Source organism: Leptolyngbya sp. GB1-A1 (genome assembly GCF_039962475.1).
Lineage (GTDB): Bacteria > Cyanobacteriota > Cyanobacteriia > Elainellales > Elainellaceae > Leptolyngbya_A.
The window spans coordinates 1-14,560 of sequence record NZ_JAMPLI010000072.1 but is presented as its reverse complement, the minus strand read 5'-3'; the positions used below and the strand labels follow the sequence as shown (position 1 = coordinate 14,560).

Sequence of the window (14,560 nt, the reverse complement as noted above, 5' to 3'; positions counted from 1 at the left end):
TGAGAACGCCGAACCAGCCGATGTAGAGGCGGTTGTCGGTGGAGGTGATCCAGGTGCAGAACTGCTCCCACAGGTTCGCGGAGTCGCGACGCTGTAAGGTAGTCGTCATATTTCGATGAGTCCGTTGTAAAGGTACGTAAACTTATGTATGTCATTCAATGTAAACGAAAGCTTAGAAAATGTGAAGGAAACTAAACATAAACATTTTTTATAAGCAGCATAGGCTCAGCTAATCTATGGATGTAGTGAATGATCCCTTGATGGAAAAATTGGAGCTTGCCCTGGCAGGAATCGTATTTCTGCTCTCTAAACTTGCCGCTGTCCTTCACGCACTATTCCAGAGCGCTAAACTCCAGAGCGCTAAACAAACTTTCGAGCGTTCGGAAGCGGAGGCACGATTAAAAAATGTTAAGTTTGAGACTGTTCAAGAATTGTCTGCATTCTCTAAGAATTTGCTATGCGGGTATTTCAGTTGTTCCTGGGTCTAATTGTCTTTTGTTATGTGATGCTGACGGCTGCACCGCTTCCGGTCATCGCTGCAAGTTCTGCTGCAATTCGCGCCTTTGATGACGTTCAAGCGGATACGAAAGATTACGCCGGACAGGATCTTGTCAAAGCGGAATTTGCGAACGCGAGATTGATCAAAGCGAACTTTAGCGGTGCAAATTTGCGAGGAGCAGTCTTCAATGGCTCTGTCTTAACCAATGCGAACCTTCACAGCGTCGATTTTAGTGATGGCATTGCTTACTTAAGTGATTTATCTGGTGTTGATTTAACTGATGCAATTTTGACTTCCGCGATGATGCTTAAATCAAGCTTTAAGGGTGCAAAAGTAGATGGCGCAGACTTCAGCTTTGCCTTACTCGATCGCGACCAAGTTCTTGAGCTATGCAAAACTGCAAATGGCGTGAATCCATTAACGGGTGTGGATACGCGTGAATCCCTGGGTTGTCGGTGAGCATAAACGATCGCCTGTAATCTCCTACAAGCGCGGTGTGAAAACCTTAATGCTGCCCATGAATCCTTAATGCTGCCTATGAATGATTTGTTGAAGCGAGCCGCTCACTTAACATCCGCGAAGCGATTTCACCAATTATTGGTTTTATTACTAGCAGGGTGTTTGACTACAATGACCGGGAGTGTAATCTTTCCGGTGTTGCCAGAAATGGTGCAGCAGCTCGCACTTGACCCCCAGTGGGCAGGAACACTCGCTAGCATTCATGCGCTAACCTCTGCTTTGTGTACCCCAATTCTAGGAGTCGTGGCTGATCGCTTGGGTAAGCTCAAAGTGATGGTTCCTTGCCTAATTCTGTACGCTATTTTTGGGCTATCTACCGCGTTTCTTACAACAATGCCCTTACTTCTAACCAGCCGAGGGTTGCTTGGGGCTGCTAGTGGGGGTGTTGCTGCTGCCACGATCGGCATATTAGGCGGCATGTATGAAGGAGAAACGCGATCGCGCATCTTAGGCTACGCAACGAGTGCCATGACAACCGCGGCGATTTTCTTCCCGTTGTTGGGTGGCTGGGTTGGTGGTATTCAATGGCAGTTTGCTTTTTATCTGTACGGGCTGGGCATTCCCCTGGCAGTAATTGCGGCCCTTGTCTTGAGGGAAAATGCTTCTCCTGCTGTGTCAATGATCCAGACAAGCCAAAATCAGCAGCTTAGCCAGTTGATTCGTAATCGCAGTATTTTAACGGTGTATTTATTTATCTGGGCAGCCGGGCTGATGATGTATGCCGTTGTGGTTTATACGCCGCTCTACCTTAAGCAGGCGATCGGGGCGACTCCTGAAATCAACGGTATTGTGTTAGCAGTTCGTTTGGTTGGAGCCGCTTTAATTTCTGCTTTTGGGGCAAGTCGAATCAGTCAGCGGATTGGGCCGAGTCGAGCGGTTGCTTTTGGCTTCAGCTTAATGGCAATGGCGATCGTGACCATTCCTTTTTTGACTGAGCTGTATTTGATTATTCCGACCGCAATGCTTTTTGGGGTAGGTTTTGGCATCATTACTCCTAACCTGTATGACGTACTGGCAGGTTTAGCGCCCCTCGAAGTGAGGACGACGGTTTTGGCGATCGGAACTGGGTTTAACTCCTTAGGGCAGTTTATTTCCCCTGTGATTTTAGGTTCTGTCTGGAAATATGCGGGTTTACCGCCCGTGTTTTATGTGGCAGGCGCAATTGCAGCGATAGCGAGTGGGTTAAGCCTCACCGTTGTGATGCAGCCAAATCGGGCATCTAGCTAAAGCCGCTGCGTTTGGACAAGCCTTTTGGTTGCACCCAACTAAACGATGATCTTCAGGCGGGTAGAGGGTTGGAAGAAAGAGCTAGCGCAACATTTCCTCAAACTGTTTTTCCCAGTTTTGATGATTGCCTTTCGCAACTTGAATGATCGGAGAAAAACCAACCAACCGATTCACAAGCCAGTTAACGATCGACAAGGGAAAGCGCAGCGGGCGAGCAATATCAAGAAATAGCACAACCCGATAATCATTCGTGTCGTTCCAAACTTCGTGGGGATAGGTGTCGTCAAAAAACAAGGTTTTGCCTTCCTCCCAGTAGGCGACCTGCTCGGAAACACGAATGCGGCACTTTTCTCTGGGTTCTGGCACTTTTAAGGCTAAATGACACCGAATAATCCCCTTGTGTTTGCCCCGATGCTCAGGAATATGTTTTCCCGGAGCCAGAATTGAGAAGAAAGCAACCTTTAAACCTGGAATTTGTTCCAATAGCCGAGTTGTTTCTGGACACCGATCGCAATTTTTTTGGGAGCGATAGCCAAAGGCAAAAAAGAAGTAAGTCTTCCAGAGATTATCGGGGGAAATGCGGTTCTGGCGAGGAGAAATATCCTGGAAATTGGGGAGTACATCTGTGTAGGGAAGCACTTGATCTAGCTCTTGGCGAATCCCCTGCCAGTTAGCTTCTAGTGCTTCTGCCCAGGGAAACTGGTCTTTAGAGAAAAACACTGATTCGCCAACAAGAGAATACTCAGGTACGAGGCTCTCAATTTTCTGGATCAGGTTTTGGACCAGGTTAATGTTATTAGGGCTAATACTTTCCAGTTTCATGGTAGTTGATTGAACGAACCCTTTCATGCACGCCTTACACTAAATCATCTTAGAAAGTAATTTGGGGCAATCTTATTTTAGGCAACTTTATTTTAGGCAGAAGCTTCACTCCTCCATTGCAATTTCTTGCGCGATTGTAAGTCCCGTTAGCAGATGGCGATCGTCGCTAATATGGGGAAACTTCAATTGGGATTCTGGAATGCCGCGCTTTAGCAATCGCTGTTGCAATGTGGCAAAGCTTCCAGAGGCTAAAATCCGAAGACGGGGGGGTGGAATTGTACCCGGACGCTTGACGGCATAAGAAGGCTGAACCTCCTGAAGGTAGCGATCGAACTGCTGAATGAAATCCTGGGAGTGGGTAAGCCGTTCTCCAGAAGCCAGTTCAATATTGACCAAATAGTGAGGTGGAATTTCGTGTTCGGATAAGGTAACGCAGAAGTTTTCTAAGGCGAGATTAAAATTTTGCTGTAGCCGCTGCATGACCTGTGCGACGTGAAATTCTGTCGTCTTCTCCGTAGTCGAAGAGAGTAATCCGCCCAGGCGATGTCGAAAAACAATGATTGGTGCTTCGTTGTAAAAGCCCAAAACCTCGACAACATCATTAATGTCATAGCGATAAAGCCCGCTGTAATTTGTTACAACAATTCGGTAGTAGTTTCCGGGTGTGACTTCACAAGGCAGCAAAGTTTTGGGTTGAGCGGCTTGCCACTGATCTTCAGCGATGAACTCAAAAAAACCTGCGTTCACCGCTAGCACAGCTCCCTCGTTGTTCAGCTCATAGTAGGTGCCAAAAGCTGCTTCTGATGAGGCATAAATTCCACCGAAAATGGGAGTGTCACCAAAGTAAGACGGAAATCGCTCCAGGTAGAAGCTAGATGTACCGCCCAAAGCCGTCACGACAGCAGACAAATTCCAAACCGAGTGGGGCGTCAGCCGTCCTTCTGTTTTTAGAAGATGGCGCAGTTCAGCCGCTCGTTTTGGGTGACTCGACCAGCATCGTTCCAACTTGGCGCGAATCTCCGGCTCTAACTTCAACCAATGGGCAATCTCGCCTGTTTCAATATCTTGAATAAAATCTTCCGCGTAGGATTCCAAGTAATGGCTGAGCTGCAAACCCAGCACTGGAAAGTTTGCCCCAATGATGCGCGTTTGTGGATCGCTTAGCGCAAACAGCAAGCAAACATAGTGACGAGCCAGACTATCAGCCGATTGCAGGGCTTCAAAAGGCTGGGCAGCAATCTGCCGGTAAAGCCCGCTGTTGAGCCGTAAATCACCTGCGCTCACAAAGCCATAGTCGATACCGCTGCTGGTCTGCCCAACGGCTCGTGCTGATGTGGTTACAAGGATCTTACCGATCGGCAGTTTGCGGCGCTGCAGTGCTTCAATCAGGAATCCGGTGCTGGTCTGATTGACTTGACTACGAACTCGGCGAGATCGATGGGTAACAGGAATGAGTTTTTGTTTTCCGGTTGAGCCACTGCTCAGGTTCAGGTAAATTATAGGGTCAGGAGTCAGAATATTGGGCTCGCCTTGAGCGATGCGCTCTACATAAGGCTCGTAATGGCTGTAGGACAGAACAGGAATCCGATCGCGAAATTGAGCAACGGTTTTAACCTCTGCAAGTCCATACTGCTTGCCAAACTCTGTGTTCTGGTGCAATCGCAGCAGTGATAGAAGAAACTTCTCCTGGGCTGCGGTAACGTTTTGAGTATTTCGGACAAAGTTGGCTTTGACTCGCTTCGTTACTGTAGAAACCAAAGATAGCACTAGGTTGCTCATAGGCTGGCTGTGGCAGAAAGTTAGATGAGTCAGTCTCAAAGGAGTCAATGGTAGGTGGGCTAACAAGCGTCAGCCTTCTAGAGAACGTCATCGTACCACCCATCGCCTTATCAGCACAAAATAACAGCCCACAATAAAACAGCCCACAATAAAAAATGGGTGAGCTATTGCCCACCCGATCGCATGACTAAGTTATTGAAATTAAGACTAAATTAAGGAGCCAGGGCATTTCCGCGCAGCAGGCTTGCGATCGTCTTTGCAGTGATCTTAAGCTGCACTATGGGATTAGCAGGCACGACTGTTTTATACAGGTAGCTGTCAAATGTCAGCTTCTGCACGTCGATGTCAGAACACATTTCGACGAAGGCTTCGCGAGTTGCATCTGAGCGGTAGAACACGCGCTGCAAGATGTCTAGCACCAGATAGGTTGCTCCATAGGTTTTGTCCCATTGTTTCAGGTACACCTTGAGATCAGCCTCGGTGGGAATGCGCTCTCCCTTGTTTGACAGTTCGACAATGGTTTCGGCGCACATCCGACCTGACTTCGCAGCAAAGTAAATGCCTTCGCCCGAAGACTTGGTAACATAGCCTGCGGCATCGCCCACTAGAGCCACACGACCCACCACACGACGCGGACGGGGATGCTCAGGAATGGGATGCGCTTCGACTTTGATGATTTTGCCGCCTTCCAGCTTTTTAGCAGCGCGGGTGCGGATGCCAGCTTGCAGGTCTTTGATGAGTGCCTTGTTCTTTTTCATCGTGCCTGTGCCGACCGCAACGTGGTCATACTTGGGGAAAACCCAGGCGTAGAAGTCTGGAGAGACATCATCTCCCACATACATCTCGGCGAGTTCCTCGTAGTATGCCATTCCTTCTTCGGGCAAGCGGATGCGCTCCTGGAAGGCGATCGCGTAGTTGTAGTCTCCTGCATCGATCGCTTTGGCAACGCGGGAATTTGCACCATCTGCACCGATGATCAAATCAACTTGCAGCGTTCTGGCTTCACCTTCCAGCGCACCGTTCGAGTGATCGGCGTAGTGAAGGGTGTAAGGAGCCGTGCTGCTTGTAGGAAGGTCGATGCCATGCACCGTTCCGTTGATTAGCGTTGCGCCCAGTTTGGCAGCCCGATTTCGCAGGAAGCCGTCCAGCACCTCGCGGCGGCACATTCCAATATATTCATCATCTTTAAGCGTCTGACCAATGTTCACCTCAATATTTGAGGGAGAAATCATCTTCATCTTGCGAACTCGACGATCGATGATTTCTGGCGGCAGATCAAACTCGCTGACCATGCAGAGGGGAATTGCCCCACCACAAGGTTTGGCGTTATCTAACTTGCGTTCAAAAAGGTAAGTTTCAATTCCAGCTCTTGCTAATGTCTCGGCAGCCGAGGAACCTGCCGGACCCGATCCAACAACAGCAACCCGTAGTGTCAAAGGTCTTCTCTCCTATGTCTCCCAGAGGCCACGGAGTGCATCCTATCACGGACACTCCGCTGGATTACTGTCTGAGGCCGGAGATAGGAAAGAAATGAAACAGAGCTTAATATATTGACCCTGAGGGAGCAGCGATAGCAGTCATCATTGAGAATTCACAATTCTAATCATTCACAGTGCCATTGGTAAAAGGAGCAAACCGTGAAGTGCGACTGCAAGATCAGGCAGCAAGGGGAACAGAAGGGCAAAAAGTAGTTTGAGCAAGCACGATCGTTTCAGAAGCTTGAACGGTGTCTTGACCGCAAATCGGCAAGCGCAAAATCAAATCGACCAGTTCTTCAAGCTGCTCGAAGGGTTTACTCACGAAAATTGTGTTCTCAATCCAATACAGCAAAACATCGTCTTGCCCACTCATGTTTAGACTGCACCCTCTGCTAAACGCGAGCTTAGAAATTTCAGCGGCACCCATAAGTTATGTTTCAACTCCACGAATGGCGATTGGCGATCGGGATGAACTGGTAGTTATTCACCCTGTCTCTAATAGAATCTATTATTTAATATTTTCTTTAGATTCCTATCCGTATTCTTCCGTGTTATTGCCCGCGTAGCGATTAGAAATTCCGTTGAAATACTGACTGTAGAAATCCTGTAGGCTATTGAAAGCCCTGTTAAAAGCTCTGCTGCGATCGTCATGACCCTGAAGCCGTCTCAGATTCATCAAATTCTTACGAACAAACGCGAGGAATTTACTGCCTTTAATCGGGAGGTGTGGGAGCAGTTGCAGCAGTATCGCAGCGCGCTGCACGTTTTGTCTGCCCAGGGAGAAGCCGATGTCCGGCAGCGTCTTGCTAAGTATTCTGGGGCAACCGGAGCGCGGCTGTTAGAGTCGCTGTCTGAGGCAAAGAACGGCGTGATTTCCTGTGGGCTGGTGTGGCAGAACAAAGAGCAGAGCCTTGCTTGGGTACGCGATCGGCTCACTGGAATCCGCACGTTTGCGGTTGATGGCTCCCAAATCTATCCGGGGAAAGATCTTTCGATTCCGATCGCTCTGGTACAGATTGGCTGGTTTGAAAATCCTCACCTGCCGACGGGCGGCTACGAGAAAGACATTGCCTTGGATGTGATGACCCCGATCGATCTTCAAGCCGGGAATAGCGGCGAACCTGTCGATCGACGAGTCAATATGCGGCGGTTTGAGATGGAGACGCAACGACTGGTCGATTACATCAAAGACCATGCCCATGCCGAAAACTGTCTGGTATTTCTGGATGGCTCTCTGGTGGCGACCTTTGCTCAAGTGTTTGATGGGAGCAGCCGTCAGTTTTATGTCGAATGTCTGCTGAATTTGCTGCGGGCAAGCGAGAAATACCGAGTTCCTTTGGTTGCCTATATCGACACTTCCTACGCGCAGGATCTCGCGGTAATGCTCCGCACGCTTTATGCTCTGCCTCCATCCGACACCATTCACGATGCTCAGTTGCTCAACAAATTTATAACGTGGGGCGATCGAACTCCCCTGTTTCTGTGTCAGCGATCGGGCATTTTAGACCAGTATGAGGAGCAGCGCGATCGGGTTGCCTTTACCTACTTAAAAACCACTCGCGACAACTATCCTGCCCGGATTGAAATGCCTCTATGGATGGTGGAAGCAGGGATTAGCGATCGAATCATGGACTGGGTACGCGGCGAAGTGATTATTGGCGGCGGCTATCCCTATGTGATCGAAAGCGCAGACCAGACTGCTGTGTTGCAAGCAAACGATCGACAGATCTTTTTCCAGATTTTGCAAGATTGGGCAGAGTCAGAGGATTTAAACCTGCGATTTTCTCGCAAAATGGTGAGCAAAGTCAGGCGACGTTGAGTAACGGTTAAGGAATTCAGTTAAGGAATTCAACCGTTTTTCCGGAGCAAACCGTCAGGACTTCGATAATGCTGCCATGGGGTTTGTGAGTGGGTGATGAAACGATCGTTGGTGAAATCGATAACCGCGAAGGGGGAACTGCTCCATCTCGCGTTTGGGGCGATCGTGCCTGGGTTGCTTGTTTCTATCCCTGCTCAGGCAGTGGCTCCAGCAGAAATGCTGGCTCAGACTCCTGTTCCCACAAATCCTGAGCCTTCCTTGCTTCAGCCTGTGCAGCCTGTTCCCTTGCCTGCTCCTACTCCAGCCGAATTGATTCCGCCTGCGCCTATGCCTGAAACTGCTCCGGTTCAGATTCCCGTCCAGCGGATTGAGGTGGTGGGAAGTACGGTTTTTGACGAAAACGATTTTGCGCCGATCGTCCAACCTGTGCAGGGCAAATCGCTCACTTTAGAAGAACTGCGGCAGGTCGCGGATCAGATTACCCAGCTTTATCTAAACGAGGGCTATCTCACCTCTAGAGCAATTCTGGTCGATCAGCAAATTCAGGATGGCGTCGTGCAGATTCGCGTCCTTGAAGGCAGCTTGGAGGCGATCGAGATTGAAGGAACTCGCCGAGTCAATCCTGCCTATGTTCGCAGTCGAATCCAGTTGGGCAGCGGTACGCCTTTGCGTCAGAGCGATTTGGAAGATCAGCTTCGTCTGCTGCGAATCGACCCTTTATTTGACAACGTGGAAGCCAGCTTACGCGCAGGCAGTGGGCTGGGGCAAAGCATTCTGTCGGTGCGCGTAACCGAAGCAGAAGACTGGATTCTCGATTTGAGTGCCGATAACCTGTCGCCGCCCGATGTGGGGTCAGAGCGCATTGGGGTTGTGGTAGGACAACATAATTTGACTGGAAACGGCGATTTGCTGACGGCGGCTTATTTTCGATCGACCACAGGTGGATCAAACGTTTTTGAATTCAACTACGAAATTCCACTTAATCCGCTTCAGGGCACCCTTGCGCTCAGGTACTCACCCAGCAACTTCGAGTTTACACGCCGTGATCCTGACGATCTCGATATTCAGGGCAGCGCGAACCTGTATGAAGCCAGCTTTCGGCAGCCCGTGATTCGATCGCCCCGCGAAGAGTTCGCCCTTTCTACCGAATTCACGCACCGCACCGGACAAATCTTTGTGAGCGAATCGCTGATCGACGATACGACGACCAGTGTTTTCACCTTTGGTCAGGACTATGTGCGGCGTGACCCCCAGGGAGCCTGGGCAGGGCGATCGGCATTCAATTTCGGCACTGGATTATTGGGTGCCACCACAGACCCTCCTGACAACACGCCAGACGGGCTATTTTTTACCTGGCTGGGACAGTTTCAGCGCGTCCAAATCCTGAATCCAGGCAATTTACTGATTGCTCAGCTTGATGTGCAGCTCACGCCCGACGCGCTCCCGCCCTCACAGCAGTTTGCGATCGGGGGTGGACGATCGGTACGCGGGTTTCGGCAAAATGCCAGATTGGGCGATAATGGCATTCGCTTTTCTGTGGAAGACCGGATCACGCTTGCCCGCAACGAGGCAGGAGAGTCAGTGCTGCAAGTTGCGCCTTTTATCGATTCTGGACTGGTCTGGAACGATAGCCGCAATCTAAATGCTTTGCCGCGTCAAAATTTTCTTGCGGGCGTGGGGTTAGGCATCCTATGGCAGCCCTTGGCTGATGTGAATGTGAGAGTAGATGGCGCAATTCCCCTGGTGAATCTGGACGATCAGGGAGTGAATGCTCAGGATTTTGGGGTTTATTTCAGCGTGGATTATCAGTTGCGGTAGGTGGATGAGTGGATGGGAGAGATTGTGCGATTCAGTTTGAGCTTGTGGTGGCGTTGCGATCGACTTGTTTGGAAATGGATTTATTTTTGCGGTTCTTTCCAGCCTGTTTCTGCCTGGTCGAGAACGTAGGCGGCGACATCTTGAATTTGCTGCTCAGTGAGGCGATCGTGAAAAGCAGACATATTGTTTTTGCCATGGGTGACGATTTGGGCGATCCCCTCTAGAGAATCCATACCGTTGCGTTGCAGGGCGTTGAGTTTCAGGGTTTTGCCGCGTCGGATAATGTTGCCGCCGTTAATGTGGCAGCCCTCGCAGTGCGCCTGAAAGACTTGAGAGCCGCTTGCTAAATCCGTTGAATCCGCAGCGATCGCAGCAGGCATGACAAGGATTGTTGCAGCCCCAATCAGGGTCATGCAGGCAAGACCTACGAGTCGCGTGAGGAGAAATCGGCTTTCGGTTCCCTGACTCCACCGATCGCATTTAGACATTAGCCAGCCGAACACCAATCGAATATCGAACACAGGAGAAACCTCTCAATTTTCTTCTCCAGTTTATCGATAGGGTCCACAAAATAGGGTTTACGAAAGGGTTCACCAATAGGTTGTGAAAGCTCTGCTCCGAGGATGTTTGAAAAGCGTTCTCTGTTCTACATTGCCCCCTAAATTCCCCATTGATTGCTTGCCGCTCTAAAAGAGCGAGGGGAGACTTTGAATTTTGAAAGTGAGCCAGGTTGCTTGAGCATTAAGCAAGTTGAGTGACGGTGGCGATTCAAACATCCTCTCAGTCTTGTAAGGAGATTTGTTTAACGATCGAATCGCGATCGAATCCAGCCCAGCTTGAACTGCAATGCTCATCCGCACCAACAGAATTTATTGCTGGAGCAGCAGCGTCCACTCTTGCTGAGTCGCATTCCACGTTGGCAGGCTCGTTCTACCAACCACAAACGGACCCCAGTAGCGGCGTGAACCGTCTTCTGCAAATGCCATCAGCACATCTCCCGCTTTGACTTGCAGGTTGCTATCGGGCAGTGAGAGTAATAAGCCAGTATTTCCCCCTTCGCCCGGTGCAAAATCCCAGTGAACGGGCTGGTTGTAGGATAGTTGTGCCGTAGATTTACTGTTTGCCTGCTGAAACAGCAAAGCCACCCGTACCGGATGTGTCGTTTGATTGCTGACTTTGAGGTTTCCCAAACGATCGCTTGCTGCCGCAGGATTGGGCGACTGAGAAACGGGCGGTGGACTAGGAATCGGGGTCGGACTGGGGGATGGGGTGGGAGAAGGTTCGATCGCCGGAGTTGGGGCAGGCATGGGAGACGCGGCAGGTTCCGGGGGAGCGGTTTGCTCGGGGGAAGTCGGCAGAATAATATCAATTCGGGTAAAGAGCAGTGCCAGCAGACAAACGCCCATGACCCCGATTGCCACAGGGTAGAGCTTGAGCTTTGTCTCATCTGATATCTTCACTCCCGTTCCCTCCCGCGTGTCATTTCTAATCTAGACAGGGATCACGGTCTTTGCACGTATCCAAAGAGAGTTTCTGCGGCGATCGTTTTCCCTAAGCGATGGACTGGGGACGGCAATCGGAATCAGGGCTTTCTGTCCTTGTTTTCTGCTTCTCTACCTTTAAAATGCTGATATTCAACTTCCGCCCCGATTTGTCCCCAATTTATCCCCAATTCATGCAGAATACTCGGCTCAGTACGGTTGTAGACAATGCGCTAGGACGATTTAGCCGATCGCTACAAAATCCCTGGCGGCGGTTGTCGCTGCTGCTGATTACAGTTTTGACCGGAAATTTTCTTGCTTCGACGATTTCGACCGTTGCCGGACAAAAGGCAGAATTAGACGTGCTGGCAGCGTTTCTGCTGGTGTTGTTTAGTGAGTTGATTAGCTGGCTAGTTTATCGCGGCGATCGTTCCCGTTCTTTGGGACAAGAGCGACCCGCTGCCCGATCGCTGTTGCTTGATGTCTTGAACGGGTTAAAGCTGGGACTGATTTATGGGCTATTTCTGGAAGCATTTAAGCTGGGCAGTTAGCGAATGAGCGAATAAAGGAGCGGTAAACGATGGCAGAAAGCAGGTCAATTCATCAGCAGGACGAAGCTTTTTTTCAGCGAGTTTTTCTTCGGCTCCAAAACTTTTTTTATCAGCAGGGCTGGCAAGATAGTCCGATTACCCCCAAGGAGGAACTGCTTCGCATCGAGCTTCTACAGCAGTTTTGGATGCCTCTAGCACAACAGATCGCTGAGTGGCGGCAGCAGAAAACGCTAATTCTCGGTATTCTGGGCGGGCAGGGAACGGGTAAAACGACCCTTGCCGCTATCCTGACTGAAATTTTGGCAGAGATGGAACTTCAGGTTTGTCGTTTATCGATCGACGACCTTTATAAAACCTATGCCGATCGGCTTCAGCTTCAGCAGTTTGACCCTCGCTATCGCTGGCGTGGTCCTCCGGGCACCCACGATGTCTCGCTGGGATTATCGGTTCTGAAGCAGCTCAGACAGGTTAGCCCGCAGCACCCGGTTGCCGTGCCTCGCTTTGACAAGTCGCTGCATCAAGGGGCAGGCGATCGAATTGTGCCAGAAAGGCTTACGGCTGCTGATGTGGTGCTGTTTGAAGGCTGGTTTCTGGGGGTGCGTCCGATCGATCCGGCTTTGTTTGACCATGCCCCGTCGCCGATTATCAGCGAGTCTGACCGTACCTTTGCCCGTGACACCAACGATCGGTTACAAGACTACTTGCCGCTGTGGGACGAACTCGATCGCCTGATTGTGCTGAATCCAGTAGATTATCGATTGACGCTGCAATGGCGCAAAGAAGCAGAACAAATGATGAAAGCGACCGGGAAGCCGGGCATGAGCGATACCGAAATCGAGGAATTTGTGCAGTATTTCTGGCGATCGCTTCACCCTGAGCTGTTTATCCCGCCGCTTCTGTCTCAGCCTGAATGGGTTGATTGGATCATTGAGCTTGACGAAAATCGGTTACCCACTTCGATTTATTGTCCGTACAATCCCGGTTTAGACTAAACGCTTCGCAAATTTTCGACCAGTTGCTTCGATCGCGCCTCAACGATTGACCAGTCGCCTGTCTCGATCGCCTGTTTTGGAAAAAGCTGTCCTGCCAGCCCTACAGCGATCGCGCCTGCACGAATGAACTCTGCTGCATTGTCGATCGTGACACCTCCGGTTGGAATGAGCGGAATCTCGCCGAGCGGCTCCTGCAAACTGCGAATATAGCTTGCGCCGCCCACTGCTTGAATTGGAAAAACCTTGACACAAGCTGCCCCTGCCTGTGATGCCCTCATAATTTCCGTGGGCGTCAGTGCCCCTGCCACGATCGGAATCTCCCGCCGCACTGCCGCTTCAATCATCGAAAAATCCGTATGCGGCGAAAACAAAAACTGTGCCCCCGCCTCGATCGCCTGCTGCACCTCATCGGTCGATCGCAACGTTCCGGCTCCAATCACACAATCTGGCAAATCATTTTGGATCTGTTGGATTAGATGATGGGGACGATCGCTGTTCCAGGTAATTTCAATCAGCCGCATTCCGCCTGCCGCCGTTGCGTTTGCCATCTCGATTCCCACTGCCAGTTCGAGGGCGCGAATCACTGCGATCGATCGATGCTGTTTCAGCAGTGCAAGCCATGCTGCGGACATAACCTAACCACCCAATTTCGAGTCAAAGAACCGAAGCCTGATTTTGCCATGTTTTAACTCATTTGACAGTCATCTCACGGCTATGTACTGCTTTATTCCATTCCTGCGGTATAGAAAGCTACCCTCCTCTAGGTGTAATAAGTCGTTGGTACTGAATGGCTATTTTGGAACTACGGGTGCAACAGATTGGAAATTTCCAACAACAAGATCTGTTGAATGTCAAAAGGATTCTTGTTTCATTACACACGTTTTTGTACATCCCAATGCTTTTGAGATCGAGGAGGAATTGAACATGAGAAATTTACGCGATCGGGAAGTTTATGACAATGAGCTACGGCGGCAGGCTCAGATCGATCGAGAGAACAGCAGTGCGGCAAGTGGGGTTGCCCTTGGAATTGCGATCGCAGGTTTAGTCGGTGCAGGAATTGCAGCTTACGCCTTTTTTAATCGCCCGTCCGAATCGCAAGCTCCACGCCAAAATACAGTCATTGAGCGAACCCGAGAAATTGTTCCGGCTCAGCCTCAAGCTCCTGATGTGAAGGCTCCTGATATCAATATCACAGTTCCTAACCCTGCACCGACTCAGGAGTCTGAGCTAACTCAGCCGGAGTCAAACGCTCAACGGTCTTCTGACAGTGACTCGTCAACGTCCAGCCCAAATCCTGCACCACCCTCTGAGAATCCATAATTGGGTTTTATCTGTTTCTCGGATTCTCGCAATTAAATAAATCTCACTCTGGAAATTTTCTCAGCCGCCCTAGCTTCACTCTGGGGCTGGCTGATTTTGCAAAAGGCATAAAGAACTGGGAATGAGGGCAAATTTGGGACTTATACCAATTCAATAAATACCTGCTACAGATAAAGCATTGAGAATGTAATCCCAACCGGTTAAAGACGCAATCGTCTGGCGTTGCAACTGCTGCAATTGCTGAGTCAACTCTTC

Annotated in this window: 14 protein-coding genes and 1 pseudogene; 7 read left to right on the top strand and 8 right to left on the bottom strand. The window is 50.1% G+C overall.

Annotation, left to right across the window (positions count from 1 at the left end; all coding sequences use genetic code 11):
• A pseudogene (locus tag NDI45_RS28525) lies at window positions 1-109 on the bottom strand (photosystem II q(b) protein); the annotation flags it as partial.
• Window positions 110-457: 348 nt separating this feature from the next.
• On the opposite strand from NDI45_RS28525, the gene NDI45_RS28520 reads away from it, so the two are divergent.
• Together NDI45_RS28520 and NDI45_RS28515 are read left to right on the top strand one after the other, a co-directional pair.
• A complete protein-coding gene (locus tag NDI45_RS28520) occupies window positions 458-958 on the top strand; it encodes a pentapeptide repeat-containing protein (protein ID WP_190790605.1) in 501 nt (166 codons plus the stop codon).
• 78 nt (window positions 959-1,036) lie between these two features.
• Complete coding sequence (locus NDI45_RS28515) at window positions 1,037-2,245, top strand: MFS transporter (protein WP_348249784.1); 1,209 nt, start codon at window positions 1,037-1,039, stop codon at window positions 2,243-2,245.
• Window positions 2,246-2,326: 81 nt separating this feature from the next.
• Here NDI45_RS28515 and NDI45_RS28510 read toward each other — a convergent pair whose 3' ends face one another.
• From NDI45_RS28510 to NDI45_RS28495, 4 genes are all read right to left on the bottom strand, one after another.
• Window positions 2,327-3,067, bottom strand: coding sequence for an aspartyl/asparaginyl beta-hydroxylase domain-containing protein (locus tag NDI45_RS28510; protein ID WP_348249783.1), 741 nt, complete (start codon window positions 3,065-3,067; stop codon window positions 2,327-2,329).
• 105 nt (window positions 3,068-3,172) lie between these two features.
• The gene (locus tag NDI45_RS28505) at window positions 3,173-4,846 is read right to left on the bottom strand and encodes a GH3 auxin-responsive promoter family protein (RefSeq protein WP_190791633.1); all 1,674 of its coding nucleotides are present in this window, start codon (window positions 4,844-4,846) and stop codon (window positions 3,173-3,175) included.
• Window positions 4,847-5,058: 212 nt separating this feature from the next.
• Window positions 5,059-6,282, bottom strand: a complete 1,224-nt coding sequence (gene chlP / locus NDI45_RS28500) for a geranylgeranyl reductase (RefSeq protein ID WP_348249782.1) — start codon at window positions 6,280-6,282, stop codon at window positions 5,059-5,061.
• Between the two features lie 220 nt (window positions 6,283-6,502).
• Window positions 6,503-6,697, bottom strand: coding sequence for a hypothetical protein (locus tag NDI45_RS28495; RefSeq protein WP_190791631.1), 195 nt, complete (start codon window positions 6,695-6,697; stop codon window positions 6,503-6,505).
• Window positions 6,698-6,973: 276 nt separating this feature from the next.
• Here NDI45_RS28495 and NDI45_RS28490 point away from each other — a divergent pair, with 276 nt between their 5' ends.
• Both NDI45_RS28490 and NDI45_RS28485 read left to right on the top strand, forming a co-directional pair.
• Complete coding sequence (locus NDI45_RS28490) at window positions 6,974-8,143, top strand: DNA double-strand break repair nuclease NurA (protein WP_348249781.1); 1,170 nt, start codon at window positions 6,974-6,976, stop codon at window positions 8,141-8,143.
• Window positions 8,144-8,239: 96 nt separating this feature from the next.
• Complete coding sequence (locus NDI45_RS28485; protein WP_348249780.1) at window positions 8,240-9,961, top strand: ShlB/FhaC/HecB family hemolysin secretion/activation protein; 1,722 nt, start codon at window positions 8,240-8,242, stop codon at window positions 9,959-9,961.
• A gap of 80 nt (window positions 9,962-10,041) precedes the next feature.
• On the opposite strand, the gene NDI45_RS28480 is transcribed toward NDI45_RS28485, so the two are convergent.
• Both NDI45_RS28480 and NDI45_RS28475 read right to left on the bottom strand, forming a co-directional pair.
• Window positions 10,042-10,341 carry a c-type cytochrome gene (locus tag NDI45_RS28480; RefSeq protein WP_242067503.1) on the bottom strand — a complete coding sequence of 100 codons (300 nt, stop codon included), beginning with the start codon at window positions 10,339-10,341 and terminating at the stop codon, window positions 10,042-10,044.
• A 489-nt stretch (window positions 10,342-10,830) separates the two neighbouring features.
• A complete protein-coding gene (locus tag NDI45_RS28475) occupies window positions 10,831-11,421 on the bottom strand; it encodes a hypothetical protein (RefSeq protein ID WP_190793581.1) in 591 nt (196 codons plus the stop codon).
• A 215-nt stretch (window positions 11,422-11,636) separates the two neighbouring features.
• On the opposite strand from NDI45_RS28475, the gene NDI45_RS28470 reads away from it, so the two are divergent.
• Both NDI45_RS28470 and NDI45_RS28465 read left to right on the top strand, forming a co-directional pair.
• Window positions 11,637-11,993: a DUF565 domain-containing protein gene (locus NDI45_RS28470; RefSeq protein ID WP_348249785.1), complete on the top strand. Its 357-nt coding sequence runs from the start codon at window positions 11,637-11,639 to the stop codon at window positions 11,991-11,993.
• Between the two features lie 29 nt (window positions 11,994-12,022).
• Window positions 12,023-12,985: a glycerate kinase gene (locus NDI45_RS28465; RefSeq protein ID WP_348249779.1), complete on the top strand. Its 963-nt coding sequence runs from the start codon at window positions 12,023-12,025 to the stop codon at window positions 12,983-12,985.
• Here the strand turns inward: NDI45_RS28465 and NDI45_RS28460 are convergent.
• On the bottom strand, window positions 12,982-13,617 hold the full coding sequence (locus NDI45_RS28460; protein ID WP_348249778.1) for a bifunctional 4-hydroxy-2-oxoglutarate aldolase/2-dehydro-3-deoxy-phosphogluconate aldolase: 636 nt from the start codon (window positions 13,615-13,617) through the stop codon (window positions 12,982-12,984). The genes NDI45_RS28465 and NDI45_RS28460 overlap by 4 nt on opposite strands.
• Before the next feature lie 292 nt (window positions 13,618-13,909).
• Here NDI45_RS28460 and NDI45_RS28455 point away from each other — a divergent pair, with 292 nt between their 5' ends.
• Entirely contained in the window at window positions 13,910-14,305 is a 396-nt protein-coding gene (locus tag NDI45_RS28455) for a hypothetical protein (protein ID WP_348249777.1), read from the top strand.
• The last annotated feature ends 255 nt before the right edge of the window (window positions 14,306-14,560 follow it).

What these genes read in the sequence shown, in the direction of transcription:
- NDI45_RS28455 (WP_348249777.1), top strand. Translation starts at nt 13,910, where the DNA reads ATGAGAAATTTACGCGATCGGGAAGTTTATGACAATGAGCTACGGCGG.
- NDI45_RS28470 (WP_348249785.1), top strand. Translation starts at nt 11,637, where the DNA reads ATGCAGAATACTCGGCTCAGTACGGTTGTAGACAATGCGCTAGGACGA.
- NDI45_RS28495 (WP_190791631.1), bottom strand. Translation starts at nt 6,697, where the DNA reads ATGAGTGGGCAAGACGATGTTTTGCTGTATTGGATTGAGAACACAATT.
- NDI45_RS28490 (WP_348249781.1), top strand. Translation starts at nt 6,974, where the DNA reads ATGACCCTGAAGCCGTCTCAGATTCATCAAATTCTTACGAACAAACGC.
- NDI45_RS28480 (WP_242067503.1), bottom strand. Translation starts at nt 10,341, where the DNA reads ATGCCTGCTGCGATCGCTGCGGATTCAACGGATTTAGCAAGCGGCTCT.
- NDI45_RS28505 (WP_190791633.1), bottom strand. Translation starts at nt 4,846, where the DNA reads ATGAGCAACCTAGTGCTATCTTTGGTTTCTACAGTAACGAAGCGAGTC.
- NDI45_RS28460 (WP_348249778.1), bottom strand. Translation starts at nt 13,617, where the DNA reads ATGTCCGCAGCATGGCTTGCACTGCTGAAACAGCATCGATCGATCGCA.
- NDI45_RS28465 (WP_348249779.1), top strand. Translation starts at nt 12,023, where the DNA reads ATGGCAGAAAGCAGGTCAATTCATCAGCAGGACGAAGCTTTTTTTCAG.
- NDI45_RS28520 (WP_190790605.1), top strand. Translation starts at nt 458, where the DNA reads ATGCGGGTATTTCAGTTGTTCCTGGGTCTAATTGTCTTTTGTTATGTG.
- NDI45_RS28515 (WP_348249784.1), top strand. Translation starts at nt 1,037, where the DNA reads ATGAATGATTTGTTGAAGCGAGCCGCTCACTTAACATCCGCGAAGCGA.
- NDI45_RS28485 (WP_348249780.1), top strand. Translation starts at nt 8,240, where the DNA reads ATGAAACGATCGTTGGTGAAATCGATAACCGCGAAGGGGGAACTGCTC.
- NDI45_RS28510 (WP_348249783.1), bottom strand. Translation starts at nt 3,067, where the DNA reads ATGAAACTGGAAAGTATTAGCCCTAATAACATTAACCTGGTCCAAAAC.